The sequence below is a fragment of the Pseudoalteromonas sp. QJM3NY_12 genome (assembly GCF_056173165.1).
In genome coordinates, this window is record NZ_CM149661.1 from 3,262,020 (window position 1) to 3,281,253 (window position 19,234).

A 19,234-nucleotide genomic window follows, 5' to 3' on the forward strand; every position below is an offset into this window, starting at 1 on the left:
TTTACTATTTATACTGTTATTTTCTACCGTATACATCATCAAATCGCTCTATGTCACTTTCATCCAATATGGCACCCGTTTGCACTTCAATAACAATTAAGGGTTCGGGCTGATTATTCGCTAAGCTGTGCAGTTGTTTTGCACCAATATAACAAGATTGGTCATGGGTCAGTGTTAAGCTTTGCTGGTCAATACATATATCTGCAGTACCTGAGACAACCACCCAATGCTCGGCACGATGCTGATGACGCTGGGTTGAGAGTTTTTCACCACTTTTTACGGTAATTTTTTTAACTTTAAAGCCGATACTTTCTACTAGCGTACGATAATTTCCCCAAGGGCGGTAAACCACCTGATGATGCGCCAGTTTGTCATTTTGCGTAATTGCCAATTGCTTAAGTATTAAAGGCAAGCCTTCAAGCGAATCTTGCTTTGCAACCAAGGTAGCATCATGAGTATGAACAATCGCTAAATCGCTCACACCTAAAGTAGCAATTGTGTGTCCATCTTCACTAATAACTAGGTTATTAATACTGTTTTGTGCAATATGTTGCTGATTTTGACTATTGCCCTGCGAATCCTTTTTACTCAGCGCAGCCAGTGCAGAAAAACTGCCGACATCGCTCCACTTTAACGCCACTGGCATTACCACTACATTATTGCTGCGCTCTAAAATAGCGTAGTCAATTGAGTCACTTGGGCAAGATTCAAGTGCATGGGCATTCGCTCTGGTAAACGCTAAGTCTTGTTTAAAATCAGTAGCACTGGCAACACTTTTAGCAATTTTGGGGGCAAAGCGCTCAAGCTCTTGCAGATAAGCAGCGGGAGTAAATAAGAACATACCACTGTTCCAACTATAACCGCCCTCAGCTAAATAAGTTAATGCTGCTGCTAAATCAGGTTTTTCTTTAAACTGGTCAACTTCAAAGCAACAGGTATCTTTAATGGCTGCGCCCTGTTTTATATAACCATAACCTGTGTGTGGCTCTGTTGGTGTGATTGAAAATGTAACTAATTTACCTTGCTCAGCAAGTTTAATCGCATCAGATAACTGAGCCGTTAATGCGGTAAAGTCTGCAATATGATGATCGGCAGGCATCACCAGCAAAGGGCCCGTAATATTATTTTTTAAAGCGTAGTGCGCGGCAAGGGCAATAGCTGGTGCGGTATTTTTACCTTCTGGCTCAAGTACTATGGCATGGGGTTTTGCAAATGCAGCCTGCTCTGCGGCAATAAATCGATGCTGCTCATTACAGACCAAAATAGCGGGATTAAAGTCCTCAGTTGTAACACGTAATAAGGTACTTTGTAATAATGACTGCTGATTTTTATCATCAAGCAAAGATAAAAACTGCTTTGGCATTGCTTGGCGTGATAGCGGCCAAAGCCGTGTGCCAATGCCGCCTGCTAAAACTACCGGTGTAATAGGGGTTGTATTCATAAAGCCGCCAATAAAAATATCAGCGGCTATTTTAGCACTTTATCGGCTGGGCGCTAATTTATACCAATGCAAAAGCATCGGCATCTAAATGTGCCGGAAATTTAGCTCTAAATTCATTGAGCGGCGCTTTATTTAATGTGATTGTTAGTAATGCTGGCTGGTCATCATTTGCTTTAACCAGTGGCTCACCTTTAAAGTCATACACTGCGGTTCCACCACTGTGCTCAATACCATTACCATCTTCGCCAACCCGATTTACGCCAACCACGTAGCATAGGTTTTCCATTGCTCGCGCCATTAATAAAGTGTCCCACACATTACGCCTTGCCGCAGGCCAGTTGGCAATATTAATCATCACGTCGTAGTCATTGTTATTGCGCTGAAACACCGGAAAACGTAAATCGTAGCAAACTTGCGGTAAAATTTTAAACCCATTGAGCTCAAACACTTTACGGGTTTGTCCTGGCACTACAAATTCACCCTCGTTACCCAAACAAAATAAGTGGCGCTTATCGTAATAGCTCACTTCTCCATTTGGTTGTACCCAATAAAACCGGTTGGCCTTTTTGTCTCCTTGGGTTACCAATACTGAGCCTGCAATCACTGCATTATGTTGTTTAGCTTGTGTTTTAAGCCAACTCAGTACTGAGCCATTTTCAGCCTCACCACAATCAAGGTTAACCGCAAATCCAGTGGCAAAGGTTTCGGGCAATACAATTAAATCTGGTTTATTGGTGATGTTGGCAAGTTGTTGTTCAAACATAGCTAAATTGGCTTTTTTATCGAGCCAATGCAATGAGTTTTGTAATAGTGCTAAAGTTAAAGTTGACATAAAATCTGCGCCGCCTCTATTAGGATTTGATCGTTTTAAGCAAAACATAAACGAATAACTTTATCGCCATTAGGCTGCTTGTATTGCATATCCATCGATTACCACAACAGTGGTCTCATTTAGAAACCTTAAGCATTCCTATTTTTGATAACGGCCAAGATATTGACCGTTTAAGCTTATTAGTTAGCGATCACCATTTGCACTCACCGATTAAATTTGGTGTATTAATTCGCGGTCATGGCTTATATGCAGTTGGCAAAAATATTGCTGAAGTGCGTCGCCACCTAGAAGCACTAGAGTTTTTGTTTAGCTGCGAATTAGAGCGATTAAAAATCACCGGCATTCGAGCGAGCAATACACCTCATCACCGATAACTAACAAGCAAGTATTTAATAGTAATGCTCGTACATTTTATCTAGCGGCTCAGAAAGGCCACTTTCTTGTACTATACGTACATGTTTGCGTTTTAATTCGCGAGCACTGGTAACGCCACAAGAATGTGCAATAAGCCCCGCACCGTAATGGATGTATTTATTATAATTTGCAACTCGCTGCGCTTTATCTTCAACATTCAAACCACGTTGTAAACGTTCATTATGCGTAGTAATTCCTGTTGGGCAAGTATCTTTATTACATTGCATAGCCTGAATGCAGCCTAGTGCAAACATATGCCCTCGGGCAGAAACTACAAAGTCGGCTCCTAGTGCTAATGCCCATGCGACTTTGGATGGAACAATTAACTTACCCGAAACAATAATTTTAACTCGCTCTCTAAGACCATGTTTCTTTAATAGCTGTATAACTAAAGGAAGGCTTTCTTTAAGCGGTAACCCTACAGAATCTAATAAAGATTGTGGTGCTGCGCCGGTACCGCCATCCGCACTATCAATAGTAATAAAGTCGGGTGCGGACTCAATGCCGCGATGATTAATCTCGGCGAATAAACTTTCTAACCAAGTATGTTCACCAATAACCGCTTTAAAGCCTGTCGGTTTACCCGTTGCAGTTCTGATGGTGGTAAGCATGTCTAGAATATCGTTTGGATTTTTTATTTCTGGGTGCCCGTTTGGGCTAATAGAATCCTGCCCTTCGGGTATACCTCTTATTTTGGCAATTTCAGCATTCACTTTTCGCCCAGGTAACATGCCGCCTTTGCCTGGCTTAGCACCTTGGCTCATTTTCAGTTCAAACATTTTAACCGCTGGATGTGCAGCAACGGCTTTTAGCTTTTCTGTACTTAAATTTCCCTGCTCGTCGCGTACACCGTATTTTGCGGTGCCAATTTGAAATACAATATCGGCACCTCCTTCTAAGTGATATGGGCTAAGGCCGCCTTCTCCCGTGTTCATCCAACATCCTGCTAATTTTGCCCCCTTCGATAGTGCACGTACAGCTGGGCTTGATAGCGCACCAAAGCTCATGCCCGATATATTAAATAGCGAATTTGTGGTGTAAGGAAATTTACAGTAAGGACCAAGCGTTACGTTGCTCGGCGCTAAGGCTTCTTCATCTAAGGTAGGAAACGCACAGTTCATAAACATGACTGTGCCTGTGGCCTCTAAACTTTGAGTTGAACCAAAAGCGGCCGTGTGATCAACATCTTTAGCCGCGCGGTAGACCCAACTGCGCTCGGCGCGATTAAAGGGCATTTCTTCACGATCGAGGGCAAAAAAATACTGTCTAAAAAACTCACCTTGGCGCTCAAAGAAATAACGGAAACGTCCAATCACGGGATAATTACGCCTAATAGCATGCTTTGTTTGCGTAACATCTCGAATATAAAAAATAGCAATTAATACAGCCAGCAACCCCAATGCAACAATAAATAGGCTGGCAAACACATCGATACTGAACATTATAAACTGACTCATTACTTATCCTTAAATGCTAAAAAAGCGTGATGCCATCAAATAACACCACACTTTTATAGTTTCAAAATAATGCGCTTTTAGCTATCTGTTTTTGCTAATTCCACTTGTATATACAAACGTATTTGTTGCTCAAGCACCGACAAAGGCACTGAGCCATGGCGTAATATTTGATGATGAAACTCACGAATATCAAATTGTTGACCTAATGCTTGCTCAGCCTCTGCGCGCAGACGTTTAATTGTTAACTCACCAATTTTGTAAGACAGCGCTTGTGCTGGCCACGAAATATAACGGTCGGTTTCCGTTTTTACATTATGCAATGAAAGCGCCGTATTATCAGCCATAAAGTTCATTGCACGCTCTCGACTCCAGCCATACATATGCATCCCCGTATCAACCACTAAACGTGCAGCACGCCACATTTCGTAGGTTAAACGACCAAAGTTGCTATATGGGTCTTGATAAAAACCAGCCTCAACCCCTAAGTACTCTGAATATAACCCCCAGCCTTCACCAAATGCTGATAAATAGGCATCTCGGCGATAGCTAGGTAAGCTTTCAAGCTCTGCATTGAGTGATATTTGTAAATGATGGCCCGGTACGGCTTCGTGCAGCGTTAACGCTTCTAAAGCATAGAGTGGTCGTTTATCTAAAGCGTACGTGTTTACCCAATAAAAACCGGCTTGATCATCACGGCTCGAACCTGAATAGCGCCCAGTAGTGTACTTAGGTGCAATATTGGCGGGCACCGGCGCTACGCCATAGGGTTTGCGTGGTAAGGTATGAAATAATTTAGGTAACTGTGCATCCATTTTTTTGGCAATGTACGCGGCCTCTTTTAATAATTGTTCAGGCGTTGTGGCGTAAAACTGCGGATCAGTACGTAAAAAGTGGATAAATTCTGCAAACGTGCCCTTAAAACCCACCTCTTTGGTGACCGCTTCCATTTCACTGCGAATACGCGCCACCTCAGCTAAACCCAGCTCATGGATTTCTTTTGGGGTCATTTGTGTCGTGGTGTAATACTTAGCACGATTTGCATAAAAGGCTTCGCCATTAGGAGTTGACGAAATACCAATATCACTGCGCGCGCCAGGTAAGTATTCAGTATTAAAAAAAGTTAAGTAATCTTTATAGGCTTTAATAACTTGGCTGCTAATAATTGCTTTAGCTTGTTGTTGTAACGCTATAAATTCACTATCACTTAAACCCGCGGTATTGTTTAAAAACGGCTTGTAAAATTCTGATTTTGTTACATCATCAACAATGTAGGCAGTAATAGAGTCTTGGTAGCCAATTAATACCGCTTTGGGTTGAGTTAAACCAACTTCTAATCCTTTACGCATCCAGCCTATGTTTTGCTCAAAAAAGCGCGGCACTTGTTGTAATCGCTTTAAGTAGTTTTGATAATCTTGAGCGGTTTTATAATCAGAGCTATTAACAATAAACGATAAGCTTGAATGAAAGCCATATTCTGACGTTAAAGGCATGTAGTGCGCGTTAAATACATATTCATCAATAGTATTTTGCACTTGCGCTCGAATAATACTGTAGTTAATTTGGTTTTCGTCACTCAGCTTGCTCATATCTATTGCATCTAAATCAGCCAATAACTGCGTGTTTTTTTGATACTGCTGCGCTAAAAAGTCAGCCGATAAGTTAGGTAGTAAATAGCCATCAACACCCTCAGGATTACTGTACGGACTTACATTTTGGCGATGTTTTACGATATTTTCGGCCGTTTGCGTAAATTGCTGATTGGCGTTAATTGTAGTTAGCTGACACGCGCTTAATGAACACATTAAGGTGACACTTAATAAGGAAATACGCATTTTTTTTGAAAGAGATAAATTCATAGTTATTGAGCTTAGTGACGTTACAGATGTGATAAACCTATCGTAGCCTAAATAAATAGCAAATAAATATACGACCAATTGCGAAAATATACGGTAGTAATCATTTTATTAACTTAAGTTAATACTTAACAATTAGAGTAATTGCTCAAAAAAACAACGGTTATTGAAATTATAGCGCCATTTTAGCCAACTACGACTCATTTTACTTTTAAATAACAGATATAATGATTATTGTATCTGTGCTTGGAAGCAAATTGCCTCATTGGACGAGTTTTATAAATCAGCATTTATGCGTATTTGGTTGGTAATTGCAAATGATGTTCCATGATTCCATGGCTATAGCACAAGAAAAAATGACAAAAGTATGTATGTTTTTAGAGCATCATGTTTTGCCTCCTACCCCCTTAAATTTTCAAGTTGTGTATACATACATTAGTAAAATCCATTTTGCGCTTAACAATGCTATTGATGAAGCCATAGATGCCCAACAAAATATTGATGAGCTATTTATTGAGCAACTCTATTTTGAATATTTAAATCAGGGTCATAAAACCGAAGTAGCAATGATTGAAAACGTCAATGGCGTGATCAACTCACTATCGCGAAATGCACAGCAAACCGAAAAAAAACTTAACGATTTTGCAGGTCATGTTAATGACTGCTTACATTCTTTAGATGAAAATAATATTGCTAATAGCCGCATCGCCTTAGAAAGACTTAATGAGCAAACGCAGTTACTGTTCTCGCAACAAGCGCAATTTAAACAAGAACTAAGTCAGGCAAAAAAACTACACGAAACAACTAAAAAACAACTCAATACCTTGCGCAAACAACATGTCATTGATCCGCAAACAGGCTTATACAAACGCCATTATTTAACTAAGCAAACACAATTATGGCTAAAACAAGACAAGTCAATTTCAGCAATTGCCATTCAAATTGATAATTTAGAGCATTTTATTAATAACTTTGGTGATGCAATTGGCGAAGTGATTTTAAATAAAGTAGCTAAGCAAGTTCAAAAGTATGTTTCGCAAAGTGGCTTAGCCGGGCGCTCTGCAAAAGACCAATTTATCGTTCTACTTGCTAACATTGAGCCCGAAACAGCTAAATTGATTGCAGAGAAAGTAATAGCTGGGGTCGAAAAGCTACGTTTTATCAGTTCAAAAAGCGATTTAAAACTCCCTCCCATTTCTCTCTCATTAGGGATTACGGAACAACAAGGCGACTTTAACCAACTAGTTAAAAGTGCCTCAAACGCGGCGTTTAAATCACGTGCATCTCAATAGCAAAGCACACTGTTCACACAATAAATTAGCTGATAAATCATATTCAAATTGCACCCTTGGTGCACAATCAAGTACACTAGTCTCTATTACCACGATAGAGATTAATCATGAACGAGAACCCTGAAAAGACCACGCATTTTGGCTATAAAACTGTTGCCGAAACCGAAAAAGCTTCTATGGTTGCTGATGTATTTCATTCTGTTGCGACAAAGTACGATGTTATGAATGATCTCATGTCTTTTGGTATTCATCGTTTATGGAAACGTCAAACAATTGCCAGCTCAGGTATTCGTAAAGGTCATCATGTATTAGACTTAGCCGGTGGTACTGGCGATTTAACCGCAAAGTTTAGCCAACTTGTTGGCGATAGCGGTCAGGTTGTTTTAGGTGATATAAACTCTTCAATGTTAAAGGTAGGCCGTGAAAAGCTGCATAACCTAGGCCTTGTCGGTAACATTGATTACGTACAAATGAATGCCGAAGCCTTACCATTTCCTGATAATAGTTTTGATTTAATTACGATTGCCTTTGGCTTACGTAACGTGACGGATCAAAATAAAGCATTGCGCTCTATGTACCGTATTTTAAAACCAGGGGGCCGTTTACTGATTCTTGAGTTTTCAAAACCAGAGCAAGAGCTTCTCAGCAAGGCGTATGATTTTTACTCTTTCAACATTTTACCTACTATGGGTAAACTCGTTGCTAACGACAGCGAGTCGTACCAATACTTAGCTGAGTCAATTCGTATGCATCCAGATCAAGAAACCCTTAAGGCGATGATGGTGGAAGCAGGGTTTGAGCAAGCTACTTATCAAAATCTAACTGGTGGCATTGTTGCCCTGCATCGTGGATTTAAATACTAAGGTTAGTAATTTATGGCGCTTGAAGAACACAGTAAAGAACAACCGGCTGCAGGTAGTTTTTTTATGCTACCGAGCTTTGTACTTTCGCTCATTGAACAAGTATTAAATCAAGCGCTTAAACTTGACCCGAGCTTACTCGATAAACTAAATGTAGTAGAGCATCAGCGTTTATTGGTTGAGGTTAGAGACTGGCAGCAAAAAATAGCCATTACTTATGCCAATCAGCAGCTACATCTTTACACTGCATTCGAACATGCTGACGCAGACTGTATGATCAGTGCCGATATAGATACGTTATTAGCACTGAAAAACCCGGCCATGCTGACTCAACTTATTCGCCAAGATAAGCTTGATTTACAAGGTGATTTAAACATAGCCCAAAGCTATAGTTCAGCCTTTTCAAGTGTAGACATTGATTGGCCAGAGCAATTAGCAAAGCATATTGGCGACGCGCCTGCACAACAACTTTATTTACATTTGCAGTCACTTAAGCAGCAAGGTAAAAAAGCAAAGTCTCAGCTCGACAGTACTTTTATTAGTGTGTGCCAAGATGAGCTGGCAATCACTATTCACCCATTAGAGCTTGAGCAATTTAAACAACAAAATAGAGCACTAAAAGGCCAAGTTGCCGCCATTGAGCAACGTATTAACGCCCTAATTAAAGCCCTTTAACGCGCTAAGGATTTTTTGTGTCAACTGCCCGACTGTATTATATAACTAAAACCCTGCTTAGCTTCGGACTTGATGAGCTTATACCTAAACACAAAGTACCCTGGTTTGCTAAAATCGCACGTGGCAGCTTGTTTTGGTTACGCAATCAACACAAAGATAAACCCCCAGGCTTAAGACTTCGCTTAGCTCTGCAACAACTTGGCCCTGTGTGGATAAAGTTTGGCCAAATGCTCTCAACTCGACGCGACTTATTACCTCATGATATCGCATTGGAGTTAGCCTTTTTACAAGATCAGGTAGAACCGTTTGAAGGTGAATTGGCACAGAAAATCATCGAAACAGCATTAGAAATAGATAATATTAGCCAGCTATTTAGCGACTTTTCACAAACACCTCTGGCATCGGCTTCAATTGCTCAGGTGCATACAGCTACCCTTGTTGATCCTCAAGGTGAACCGCAAGATGTCGTTATTAAAGTTATACGTCCTAATATTGAACAGCAAATAAATGCCGACTTAGCACTAATGGAAAAATTAGCTAAGGTTGTTGGTAAGTTAATTAATGAAGCCAAACGCTTACGCCCTGTAGAAGTGGTTAAAGAGTATAAAAAAACATTACTCGATGAACTTGATTTAATGCGTGAGGGCGCTAATGGTATTCAATTAAAGCGTAACTTTGAAGGTTCAGAATCACTTTATATCCCTGCAGTATACAGTGACTATAGCCGCAGTAATGTCCTGGTTATGGAACGTATTTACGGTATTCCGGTGTCAGATACTGAAGCATTGATGGCACAAAACACCAATATGAAGCTATTAGCAGAGCGCGGAGTAGAGGTATTTTTTACTCAAGTGTTTCGCGACAGTTTTTTTCATGCGGATATGCATCCAGGCAATATTTTTGTCTCCCGCGAACACCCGCACAACCCTAAATATATTGGTATTGATTGCGGTATTGTGGGAACACTCAATAAAGAAGATAAACGCTATTTAGCTGAAAATTTTATTGCCTTTTTTAACCGCGACTACCGTCAGGTAGCACAGCTACATGTTGATTCAGGCTGGGTACCACCTGATACCAGCATTGAAGAGTTTGAATTTGCTATTCGCACCGTGTGCGAGCCTATTTTTAATAAACCACTGGCTGAAATATCATTTGGTCATGTCTTGGTTAACTTATTTAATACCGCACGTCGTTTTAATATGCAGGTTCAACCACAGCTCGTATTACTACAAAAAACTTTGCTATATGTTGAGGGCTTAGGTCGCCAGCTATATCCACAACTGGATTTATGGAAAACAGCAAAGCCATTTTTAGAAGACTGGGTTAAACAACAAGTTGGTCCGCTGTCTGTGCTAAAGCAAATGTATGCAAACTTACCGTTTTGGGCAGAAAAAATGCCTGAACTACCCGATTTAATTTATCAAAATTTAAAGCGAGCACCACACTCTCACGCACCTGCAGTTAAAGTTTCACATAAACCATTGGTTTTAGGGTTGTTTAGTAGTGCAGCGATGATTGTCTCAGCTTTATTTTATTTACAACACAACTTAATCGCTGCTGGCGTTGTCTCAAGTTGTGCTGTTATTGGCTTTATAGCGGCTTGGCGCCGCGCATAAACTAAGTGCTATTTGCCGCTTTGGGCGTATAATCAGCACTTAACCTTATTATTTTATGGCTTAAAAGCAGGAGAAAACCATGGGTTTTGGTGGTATTAGTATTTGGCAATTATTAATTGTACTTGCAATCATTGTACTTTTATTCGGTACGAAGAAACTACGCGGTATAGGTGGTGATTTAGGTGGCGCAGTAAAAGGCTTTAAAAAAGCCATGTCTGATGACCAAAATACTGAGAAACAAGCCAGCGAAGATAAAGCGGAACAGATACAAAATTCAGCAGAGTCAAAACCTGCCGATATAAATACAACTGACAAAACCAAAGACAGCAACAAGGTTTAACCAGCATGGGAATGTGGGAGCTTGTTGTGGTATTTATTGTCGGCTTGGTGGTACTTGGACCAGAACGCTTACCTGTTGCTATTAGAACCGTAAGCCGCTGGGTAAAAACAGCCAAAGCAATGGCTAACTCAGTAAAAGCGGAAGTAAGTGAAGAGCTGCGTGTAAACGAGTTACATGAAAACCTAAAAAAAGCAGAGCAACAAGGTCTTAAAGATTTAAGTCCTGACCTACAAAACTCTGTTTCTGAGCTGCAACAAGCAGCGCAATCAGTTACTCACAGCTATAAAAAAGATCAAAGCCAAGTCACTAATAACCAATCAACAGATGACTCTAAGTAATTATGGCACTCTCTTTTTTCATGCGCTTAATGCAGGGTATAGAAAACAATGACTGAAGAAGTAAAGTCAGGATTTGTCGCTCATTTAATCGAATTACGTGACCGGCTGATAAAATCACTATTAAGTATTTTAGTGATATTTATTGGTTTGGTTTACTTTGCAAACGATATTTATACGTTTGTGGCGGCTCCTTTAGTCGCTCATTTACCTAGTACTGCCACTATGATAGCAACGGATGTCACCGCGCCATTTTTTGCCCCCTTTAAACTTACGTTGTTTGTTGCTTTATTTGCTGCGATCCCTTGGATTTTACATCAAATTTGGGGATTTATAGCCCCCGGTTTATATCAGCACGAAAAGAAAATGCTCATGCCCATATTAGCTTCCAGTATTTTCTTATTCTATGGTGGCATAGCTTTTTGCTACTTTGTAGTACTGCCAATTATTTTAGGGTTTTTCACCAGTGCAGGTCCTCAAATGATGACCCTAGCACCGGATATCAGTAGCTATTTAGGCTTTGTACTTAAGCTATTTTTTGCTTTTGGTATTGCATTTGAAATCCCAGTTGCGATTATGTTGCTTTGTTGGAGTGGTGCAACAACCACACAAAGTCTAAAAGAGAAACGCCCTTATATAGTGGTCGGTGTATTTGTTGTGGCGATGTTTTTAACGCCACCCGATGTGCTATCACAAACCTTATTAGCATTGCCTATGCTGCTTTTATTTGAGCTTGGCTTAATTTTAGCTAAATTTTATACCGCAAAACCACAACAAGAATCTGAGGAATAATATGAATAAGCATTTACTTTCTTTACTCGCTTTAGCAAGTGTACCGGTTTTAGCCGCAACTCCTATTAATGAGCAAGCGTTACAAGCCTGTAGTTTTATTGAAAACGATTTTAATCGTTTACTATGTTACGACAACACTATCGCGGGAAAATCACTCACTCAACCAGCGCATAAACAACCACAACAATCTGTTAAAGCTAATGTAAAAGCTGACACGGCTGTCGCAACAGCACCTGTGGCTGCCAAGGCAAAAGAGTTTGGTTTAGAGCATAAAAACATTACTAAGAATACTGAAGAAACAATTTCATCAACAATAGCTAATGTTAAAAAAGCCCCTTATGGTGAGCTAATTATTACCTTAGAAAATAATCAGCAATGGCGTCAAATTGGTTCAGATAGATTAAGTCTAGACAAAGGTGACACTGTTACTATTAGCCGTGGCGTATTCAACTCTTTTTTACTTAAAAAAGCAGATCAAAACCGCTCAATTCGTGTAAAACGTACTCAGTAATGCAATACACGTTAATTGATGCTGGCGTAAATTTAACTAATCATCAATTTGATGGTCAGCATCAAGAGGTGCTCGCGCGGGCAAAAGAGGTCGGCGTTAAGCATATGCTAATTATTGGCTGCGATATAAGTTCAAGTGAGGAGTCATTTATACTTGCTGCACGCTATGGTCAATATGCTAGCGCTGGTATTCACCCTCATGATGCAAAAACAGCAACCTCTGAACTTGAACAACAGCTCACTAAACTCGCACAAAATGAGCAAGTTATTGCAATTGGTGAATGCGGACTAGATTACAATCGTGACTTTTCTCCAAGAGATGTGCAGCGTGATGTGTTTCGTCGTCAACTCGCATTAGCTGAAAAGCTAAATCTGCCGGTTTACTTACACGAACGTGATGCCAGTGACGACATGCTTGCTATTTTAAATGAGTTTACTGTTCGCGGTGTGTTGCACTGTTTTACTGGTGATGCACAAGCACTTGCAGGTTACTTAAAGTTAGGTCTTTATATTGGTATTACCGGCTGGGTATGTGACGAACGACGCGGCAAAGAATTACAACAACTGATCCCTAGCATTCCCATTGAGCGTTTATTAATTGAAACCGATGCACCTTTTTTAATCCCTCGCACTGTTAAACCTAAGCCTAAATCAAGACGAAATGAGCCAGCATTGCTGCATTATGTGTGTGATACACTTGCTCAGCTTTATGGTGTTTCTGCTTGTGAAGTGGCAAAACATACGAGTGACAACTTTAACCACTTATTTGGATTAGAGAAAAAATAATGCGAACCTTTTGCGCTTTGCTGGTATTCATTATGGTGTTTTATGCATCCTGTTTTCCTGCAAGTGCAATCGAGATAAATAGCGAATTTAATTCAAAAAAAATAGAAGATATTCATTATTCGTTTGCTCCTACCTCATTAGAAGATGCACGACAAAGTAATTTACAAGAATGGCTGCTACTTAATAATAAGCCACTTAATTTAGGCCTCGAGTCTCGGCCTGTGTGGATTCAATTTAAAATTAAAAATCAGTTATCGCAGCCGCTAATGCCCTTACTGTCACTAGACAACCCTCTTTTGAATGACGTTTCCCTTGCTCACTTTATGGATGATAAACTACTCACATCAACTCATATAGGTGATACGCTTACGCTTTCGCAAAGAGTAATCAAGAGTGAGTCTTTACTAGTCAAGTTAACTCTTCCCGCTAACAGTGAAACTACTGTGTACCTTAAAGTTAATAATGATTCAGGTATTGGGCTGCGCGTACCATTAACACTGTGGCAGCAAGACTCGTTACTAGCTTATAAAAGTATGGTGAATTTACTTTATGGATTACTAATTGGCTTTATTTTTTCTTTAGCGGTGAGTAGTCTGGTTTTATTTGCTTTTTCACGTAAACATTATTTTGCTTACGCTGGTTTAATTACGTTAATGCTCGGCTTCTTTTTAGCTTACTTAGGCGGATTTGGATTTCGTTATGCACCCTCAAACATAGCAGACCTACAACAGTTAATGCTGCCTATTTTGCTGATGCTGATCACGATATCGTTTCTTCCTTTACAGCGCCATGTTTGCACCGCTATTGAGTCTAATTTAGTAAAAGGGCAAACAATAATTACCGCACTATACGCATTAATTATTTTACTTATTTGGTTGCTTCCTACTCCCAGCGTAGCTTTATTTGCTATTTTGAGCATCCCTGTAATTTTAATTTATCATGTTGTCACAACGTTATTTTATTTACGTAAAAATCCCACTAGCCCCAATAAATCGCTCTTAATGGCACTTGGGTTCTTTTTAATTGTGGTTATTCATTTTTCCATTGCGTTAACAGGCTTCTACACTGTTACAAGAGCGAGCTTAATGCTCACCTTTGCAGCGTCTTTAGGTTGCTCATTTTGTCTAAGCTATACCGTCATAAAATTGTTTATATTGCAACGCGATGAGCAAGTAACAGCACAGCAAGCATTGATTGCACAAAGCGCCGCACAAGATGCGCTATTAAATGAGCGGATCGAATTACAAGAGCGTACCCGCCAAGAGCTTGAAAGCCAAGTAGATGAACGCACCTTTGAATTACAAGTCACACTTAGAGAGCTTGAAGATAAAAACCATGAACTTGAACAACTCAATATGGAAGATGCGCTAACTGGCATTAAAAATAGACGTTTTTTTGATAAAAAGTTACTTATGGAAATTCGTCGTTCGCGCCGTGAACAAACACCATTGAGTATTATTATGCTAGATATAGACAAATTTAAATCAATTAACGATAACTATGGCCACTTAACCGGCGATCAAGTTATCAGGGCGGTATCTGATACCATTAAACAACAGCTTAAGCGCCCACTTGACGAAGTAGCGCGTTATGGTGGTGAAGAATTTGTCATTTTACTACCTAATACTGATAACCCAGGTGCACTGATCATTGCAGAGCAAACACGCCTAGCAATAGCAAATAATACTGTAAATGTAGCAGGTACAATTATCGACTTTACCATTAGTGCCGGTGTTTATACCCAAATTGCCGATGACATTCATAACCCTGAACTATTTACTGATTATGCCGATAAGGCACTCTATTTAGCAAAACAACATGGCCGCAATCAAGTGGTTAATTTTTCAATCCCACAGTAGGAGCGTATACTTATGGCCCAATCTGGACTAGACCTTTTCCCATATACTCGCATGCGTAGAATGCGCCGTAACGATTTCTCTCGTCGCCTTATGGCTGAAAATCAGCTGAGTATTAATGATCTTATTTATCCTGTGTTTGTGCTTGAAGGTAAAAACCGCCGTGAAAGCATTGAATCAATGCCCGGTATTGAACGTTTATCAATTGATTTACTGCTAGAAGAAGCTAAAGAACTGGTAGATTTAGGCGTCCCTGCGCTCGCTATTTTTCCTGTTACTCCTGCAGATAAAAAGTCTCTACTCGCTGAAGAAGCTTATAACGATGATGGCTTAGCTCAAAGAACAGTACGCGCATTAAAAGAAACCTTCCCAGAGCTTGGCGTGATCACCGATGTTGCACTTGACCCATTTACAGTGCATGGTCAAGACGGCATTATTGATGATGCAGGCTATGTGATTAACGACGTCACTACCGAAATTTTAGTTAAGCAGGCGCTATCACATGCAGAGGCTGGCGCAGATGTTGTTGCCCCATCAGACATGATGGATGGTCGTATTGGTGCAATTCGTGAAGCTCTTGAAGCCGATGGCTTTATTCATACCCGCATTATGGCCTATTCTGCAAAGTATGCGTCAAGCTACTATGGTCCATTTAGAGATGCTGTCGGTTCTGCGGGTAACTTAAAAGGCGCTGATAAAAAAACATACCAAATGGATCCTGCCAACTCTGATGAAGCAATTCGCGAAGTGGCACTTGATCTTCAAGAAGGCGCTGACATGGTAATGGTTAAACCTGGTATGCCATACCTTGATATTGTTCGCCGTGTTAAAGATGAGTTTGGTGTTCCAACATTCGCTTATCAAGTAAGTGGCGAATATGCGATGCATAAAGCCGCTATTGATAACGGCTGGCTAAGCGAAGAAGCAACCATAATGGAGTCTTTATTAGCATTTAAACGCGCTGGCGCAGACGGCATTCTGACTTACTTTGCTAAGCAAGCTGCTCGCTATTTAAATAAATAATAACGACATATTGATATAAAAGGGCTTTATTGCCCTTTTTTATGTTTAAGGGCAGCACATATTTGGCATTTTTACAGCGTTCCCTATTTATGGGAAGTAATCACACTACATAGGTTCTGCCTTACCTAAAACCAAACACCCACTGTACATTCAACCTCAAAAATAACAAAAACCAAGATTGTTAACATTCTGTATTCTATTTGTAATCATTTTTCATTACACTAAGCGTCCCATTTGGGGAAACAAAAACACGGGAAAAATAATAATGTTAAAAACAAAAATAACGCCTTTGGCGCTTGTATTAGCAAGCCTAAGTGCACCCGCTACCGCTAACCTCGTTATATCTGAGTACGTAGAAGGCAGTAGCTATAATAAAGCAATAGAACTATTTAACAATTCGACAACCCCACTGTCATTAGATGGCCATACCCTTAGCCTCTATTCAAATGGCAGTACAGATGCAAATAATACATTCGATTTAACTGGCGAACTTGCTGCAAATAGCACCTACGTGATTGTTAATGGTAATGCATCAGCAGAACTAAAAGAAAAAGCTGACCAACTCAGCGCCGTGACTAACTTTAATGGCGACGATGCACTGGTACTTACACAAGGCTCTGTGGTTATTGATAGCTTTGGCCAGCGCGGTGTAGACCCTGGTTCATTTTGGTCAGAAGGGGGCGTGAAAACACAAAATAAAACATTACGCCGCAAAGAAACTGAATTAAATGGGCGCACTGACGCCGATGATAGTTTCAACCCAAGCGAGCAATGGCTGCAATTTGAGCAAGATGACTTTAGTGATTTAGGCATATTTGCAGGAAATTCTTCACCTAACCCTGATCCAGACCCAGAACCTGAAGAGCCTTTATTATGTGGCGCTGAAAAAACATTAATTAGCAGCATTCAAGGCGAAGGCACAAGCAGCCTACTAGTTAACACTGTGGTTGAGTTTGAAGGTGTAGTAACAGCTGATTTCCAAGCAGATGATCAGCTCAAAGGCTTTTTTGTAAATTCACTTAATAGTGATGAAGATGCAAACCCACTTACCTCTGAAGGGGTATTTGTTTACTTTGCCACTACGGATGTTAATGTGGGTGATCACGTTCGCGTACAAGGTACTGTTGAAGAGTATTTTGATGCCACCCAAATTGGCAATGTTAGCCAAGTTGCTATTTGTGATACCGGCCTTTCAGCTTACCCAACTAAAATCACTCTGCCCGTCACCGAACCAAGTGAATTAGAAGCGTTTGAAGGTATGCTGGTTACCTTAGAGCAGCCGCTTATTGTTACTAACAATTATGGTTTAGGTCGCTATGGAGAACTAGAACTTGCCACTGAACGCTTATACCAAGGTACTCAAGTTGCACTTCCTGGCGCGGCTGCGAATGCGGTTGAAGCACAAAATCTAAATAAAAAAATACTCTTAGATGATGGCTCAACTCGTCAAAACCGCGATCCTATCGCTTATCCTGTCCCTGGGTTATCAGCAGAGAATACTTTACGCACAGGCGATACAGTAAATTCTGTAACAGGTGCGCTAGCTTACAGCTTTAGTACTTACCGTATTCACCCAACAACAACACCTCAGTTTATAGCAACCAATCCACGCACCGATGCACCAGAGTTAAACCCTGACGCTGATTTGCGTGTTGCCAGCTTTAACGTACTTAACTACTTTAATGGCGATGGCCAAGGTGGCGGTTTCCCAACTAGCCGTGGTGCTGATTCAGAAGCCGAGTTAATTCGTCAACAAGCCAAGCTAGTCAGCGCTATCAGTGCTATGCAAGCAGATGTGATTGGCTTAATGGAAATTGAAAATGACGGTTTTGGCGAATTTAGTGCTGTTGCTAGTTTAGTAAATGCACTTAATGACGCTGATAGTCAAAATCAATATGCATTTGTAGACTTTGGTGTTGATAAAATAGGCACCGACGCTATCACTACTGCACTTATTTACCGTGCGGATAAAGTGCAGCAAGTGGGTACTGCAGCAATTACTACCGATGCGCCTTTCGATTACAGTAACCGTGCACCTATTGCACAAAGCTTTAAATCTTTAGAGACAGAAGAAGTCTTTACTGTTGCGGTTGCTCATCTTAAATCTAAAGGTGGTTGTAGAAGCGCAACTGGTGGCAATGCTGATCAAGGTGACGGTCAAGCATGTTGGAATGAAATCAGAACTGCTGGCGCAAATGCATTTGCTGATTGGTTAAATAGTAAACCAACAGGGGTTGATGATGAAGATATCATTCTTGTTGGCGACATGAACGCGTATGCAATGGAAGATCCTATCCGTGCATTTGCTGATAAAGGCCTTAAAAATGTGGTTGCTGAGCTAGATAGCAACACTTTAGGTTATTCTTACAGCTTTTCTGGTCGTGCAGGAAGTTTAGATCACGCCCTAGCAAGCCCGAGCTTATTAAGTAAAGTAGTGAGCGCCAGTGATTGGCATATTAACGCCGATGAACCTATTTCACTTGATTATAATGTTGAATTTAAATCTGACGCACAGCAATCAAGCTTGTATGCTCAAGGACCTTACAGAGCATCAGATCATGACCCTGTTATTGTCGATATTCGTTCAACTATTATCGCGCCACCTGAGCCAGAACCTGAAGTAATTATTGGCGAAATTAATAATATTGGTGGCTGGTTTTGGTGGAAAAGCTACAGCTTTGAAATCCCGCAAGGTTACGACGAGTTAACCGTTAGCCTTGAAGGTGGCTGGGGTGATGCAAACTTATTTGTACGCCACAAAAGAAACCCAACGCTTTTCAGAAAAGATTGTGCTTCAATTAGCCTAGGTAATAGTGAAAGCTGCTCTTTTACCAATCCACAAGAAGGTAAGTGGCGAGTGCGTGTAAACGGCGCCATTCCTTTTGGTAATGTTAAGCTCACTTATAAAGCAACCAAGTACGTAGATTAATATCACATTGCTATTAACATAAAAAAGCCGCACTAGCGGCTTTTTTTATAAACAGCAAAAACACTTATACTCATTCACTTAATTAAGTGAGTTATATTAAGAACAGGAAAATTGTATCGATAACAAAGCAAAGATTTCGTTTTTAATTATTTTTGTTGAGAAAACTTTAACGCAGCTAGCCTCTGGTTTATCCCCTCAAAATGATTAAGTCTTATTGCGG

General features: G+C 40.4%; 16 protein-coding genes and 1 pseudogene. 13 read left to right on the top strand and 4 right to left on the bottom strand.

The window, feature by feature from the left end; translation table 11 throughout:
* Window positions 1-16: 16 nt before the first annotated feature.
* On the bottom strand, window positions 17-1,441 hold the full coding sequence (locus tag AC0VZ5_RS15300; protein ID WP_475473544.1) for a mannose-1-phosphate guanylyltransferase/mannose-6-phosphate isomerase: 1,425 nt from the start codon (window positions 1,439-1,441) through the stop codon (window positions 17-19).
* A gap of 58 nt (window positions 1,442-1,499) precedes the next feature.
* Entirely contained in the window at window positions 1,500-2,273 is a 774-nt protein-coding gene (locus AC0VZ5_RS15305) for an amidohydrolase (RefSeq protein WP_290167342.1), read from the bottom strand.
* Window positions 2,274-2,386: 113 nt separating this feature from the next.
* On the opposite strand from AC0VZ5_RS15305, the pseudogene AC0VZ5_RS15310 reads away from it, so the two are divergent.
* Window positions 2,387-2,647 (top strand): annotated as a pseudogene (locus AC0VZ5_RS15310) (class II aldolase/adducin family protein); the annotation flags it as partial.
* A gap of 15 nt (window positions 2,648-2,662) precedes the next feature.
* Here AC0VZ5_RS15310 and AC0VZ5_RS15315 read toward each other — a convergent pair.
* Together AC0VZ5_RS15315 and AC0VZ5_RS15320 are read right to left on the bottom strand one after the other, a co-directional pair.
* Window positions 2,663-4,144 carry an FMN-binding glutamate synthase family protein gene (locus AC0VZ5_RS15315; protein ID WP_475473546.1) on the bottom strand — a complete coding sequence of 494 codons (1,482 nt, stop codon included), beginning with the start codon at window positions 4,142-4,144 and terminating at the stop codon, window positions 2,663-2,665.
* Window positions 4,145-4,221: 77 nt separating this feature from the next.
* Window positions 4,222-6,000, bottom strand: coding sequence for a DUF885 domain-containing protein (locus AC0VZ5_RS15320; RefSeq protein ID WP_475473548.1), 1,779 nt, complete (start codon window positions 5,998-6,000; stop codon window positions 4,222-4,224).
* A gap of 332 nt (window positions 6,001-6,332) precedes the next feature.
* Between AC0VZ5_RS15320 and AC0VZ5_RS15325 the strand changes: the two genes are divergently transcribed.
* The 12 genes from AC0VZ5_RS15325 to AC0VZ5_RS15380 all read left to right on the top strand — a co-directional run bounded on the left by AC0VZ5_RS15325 (window position 6,333) and on the right by AC0VZ5_RS15380 (window position 19,014).
* A complete protein-coding gene (locus tag AC0VZ5_RS15325; RefSeq protein WP_475474763.1) occupies window positions 6,333-7,289 on the top strand; it encodes a diguanylate cyclase domain-containing protein in 957 nt (318 codons plus the stop codon).
* 107 nt (window positions 7,290-7,396) lie between these two features.
* Window positions 7,397-8,152 (top strand): bifunctional demethylmenaquinone methyltransferase/2-methoxy-6-polyprenyl-1,4-benzoquinol methylase UbiE, encoded by a 756-nt coding sequence (gene ubiE, locus AC0VZ5_RS15330; RefSeq protein ID WP_413400966.1) that lies wholly within the window; start codon window positions 7,397-7,399, stop codon window positions 8,150-8,152.
* A 12-nt stretch (window positions 8,153-8,164) separates the two neighbouring features.
* Window positions 8,165-8,824: a ubiquinone biosynthesis accessory factor UbiJ gene (locus AC0VZ5_RS15335; RefSeq protein ID WP_475473550.1), complete on the top strand. Its 660-nt coding sequence runs from the start codon at window positions 8,165-8,167 to the stop codon at window positions 8,822-8,824.
* A 17-nt stretch (window positions 8,825-8,841) separates the two neighbouring features.
* Window positions 8,842-10,443: a ubiquinone biosynthesis regulatory protein kinase UbiB gene (gene ubiB, locus AC0VZ5_RS15340; protein ID WP_475473552.1), complete on the top strand. Its 1,602-nt coding sequence runs from the start codon at window positions 8,842-8,844 to the stop codon at window positions 10,441-10,443.
* 79 nt (window positions 10,444-10,522) lie between these two features.
* The gene (gene tatA / locus AC0VZ5_RS15345) at window positions 10,523-10,783 is read left to right on the top strand and encodes a Sec-independent protein translocase subunit TatA (protein WP_475473554.1); all 261 of its coding nucleotides are present in this window, start codon (window positions 10,523-10,525) and stop codon (window positions 10,781-10,783) included.
* 5 nt (window positions 10,784-10,788) lie between these two features.
* Window positions 10,789-11,121, top strand: coding sequence for a Sec-independent protein translocase protein TatB (gene tatB, locus AC0VZ5_RS15350; RefSeq protein WP_475473556.1), 333 nt, complete (start codon window positions 10,789-10,791; stop codon window positions 11,119-11,121).
* A gap of 48 nt (window positions 11,122-11,169) precedes the next feature.
* Window positions 11,170-11,910: a twin-arginine translocase subunit TatC gene (tatC, locus tag AC0VZ5_RS15355; RefSeq protein WP_008108549.1), complete on the top strand. Its 741-nt coding sequence runs from the start codon at window positions 11,170-11,172 to the stop codon at window positions 11,908-11,910.
* Between the two features lies 1 nt (window position 11,911).
* A complete protein-coding gene (locus AC0VZ5_RS15360) occupies window positions 11,912-12,421 on the top strand; it encodes a hypothetical protein (protein WP_138609540.1) in 510 nt (169 codons plus the stop codon).
* On the top strand, window positions 12,421-13,206 hold the full coding sequence (locus AC0VZ5_RS15365) for a TatD family hydrolase (protein ID WP_475473559.1): 786 nt from the start codon (window positions 12,421-12,423) through the stop codon (window positions 13,204-13,206). The genes AC0VZ5_RS15360 and AC0VZ5_RS15365 overlap by 1 nt, the downstream gene beginning before the upstream one ends.
* Window positions 13,206-15,065: a sensor domain-containing diguanylate cyclase gene (locus AC0VZ5_RS15370; RefSeq protein ID WP_475473561.1), complete on the top strand. Its 1,860-nt coding sequence runs from the start codon at window positions 13,206-13,208 to the stop codon at window positions 15,063-15,065. Before AC0VZ5_RS15365 ends, AC0VZ5_RS15370 begins: the two co-directional genes overlap by 1 nt.
* Window positions 15,066-15,077: 12 nt before the next feature.
* Window positions 15,078-16,085 carry a porphobilinogen synthase gene (hemB, locus tag AC0VZ5_RS15375; RefSeq protein WP_138609534.1) on the top strand — a complete coding sequence of 336 codons (1,008 nt, stop codon included), beginning with the start codon at window positions 15,078-15,080 and terminating at the stop codon, window positions 16,083-16,085.
* A 265-nt stretch (window positions 16,086-16,350) separates the two neighbouring features.
* Window positions 16,351-19,014, top strand: coding sequence for an ExeM/NucH family extracellular endonuclease (locus AC0VZ5_RS15380; RefSeq protein ID WP_475473563.1), 2,664 nt, complete (start codon window positions 16,351-16,353; stop codon window positions 19,012-19,014).
* Window positions 19,015-19,234: the final 220 nt, after the last annotated feature.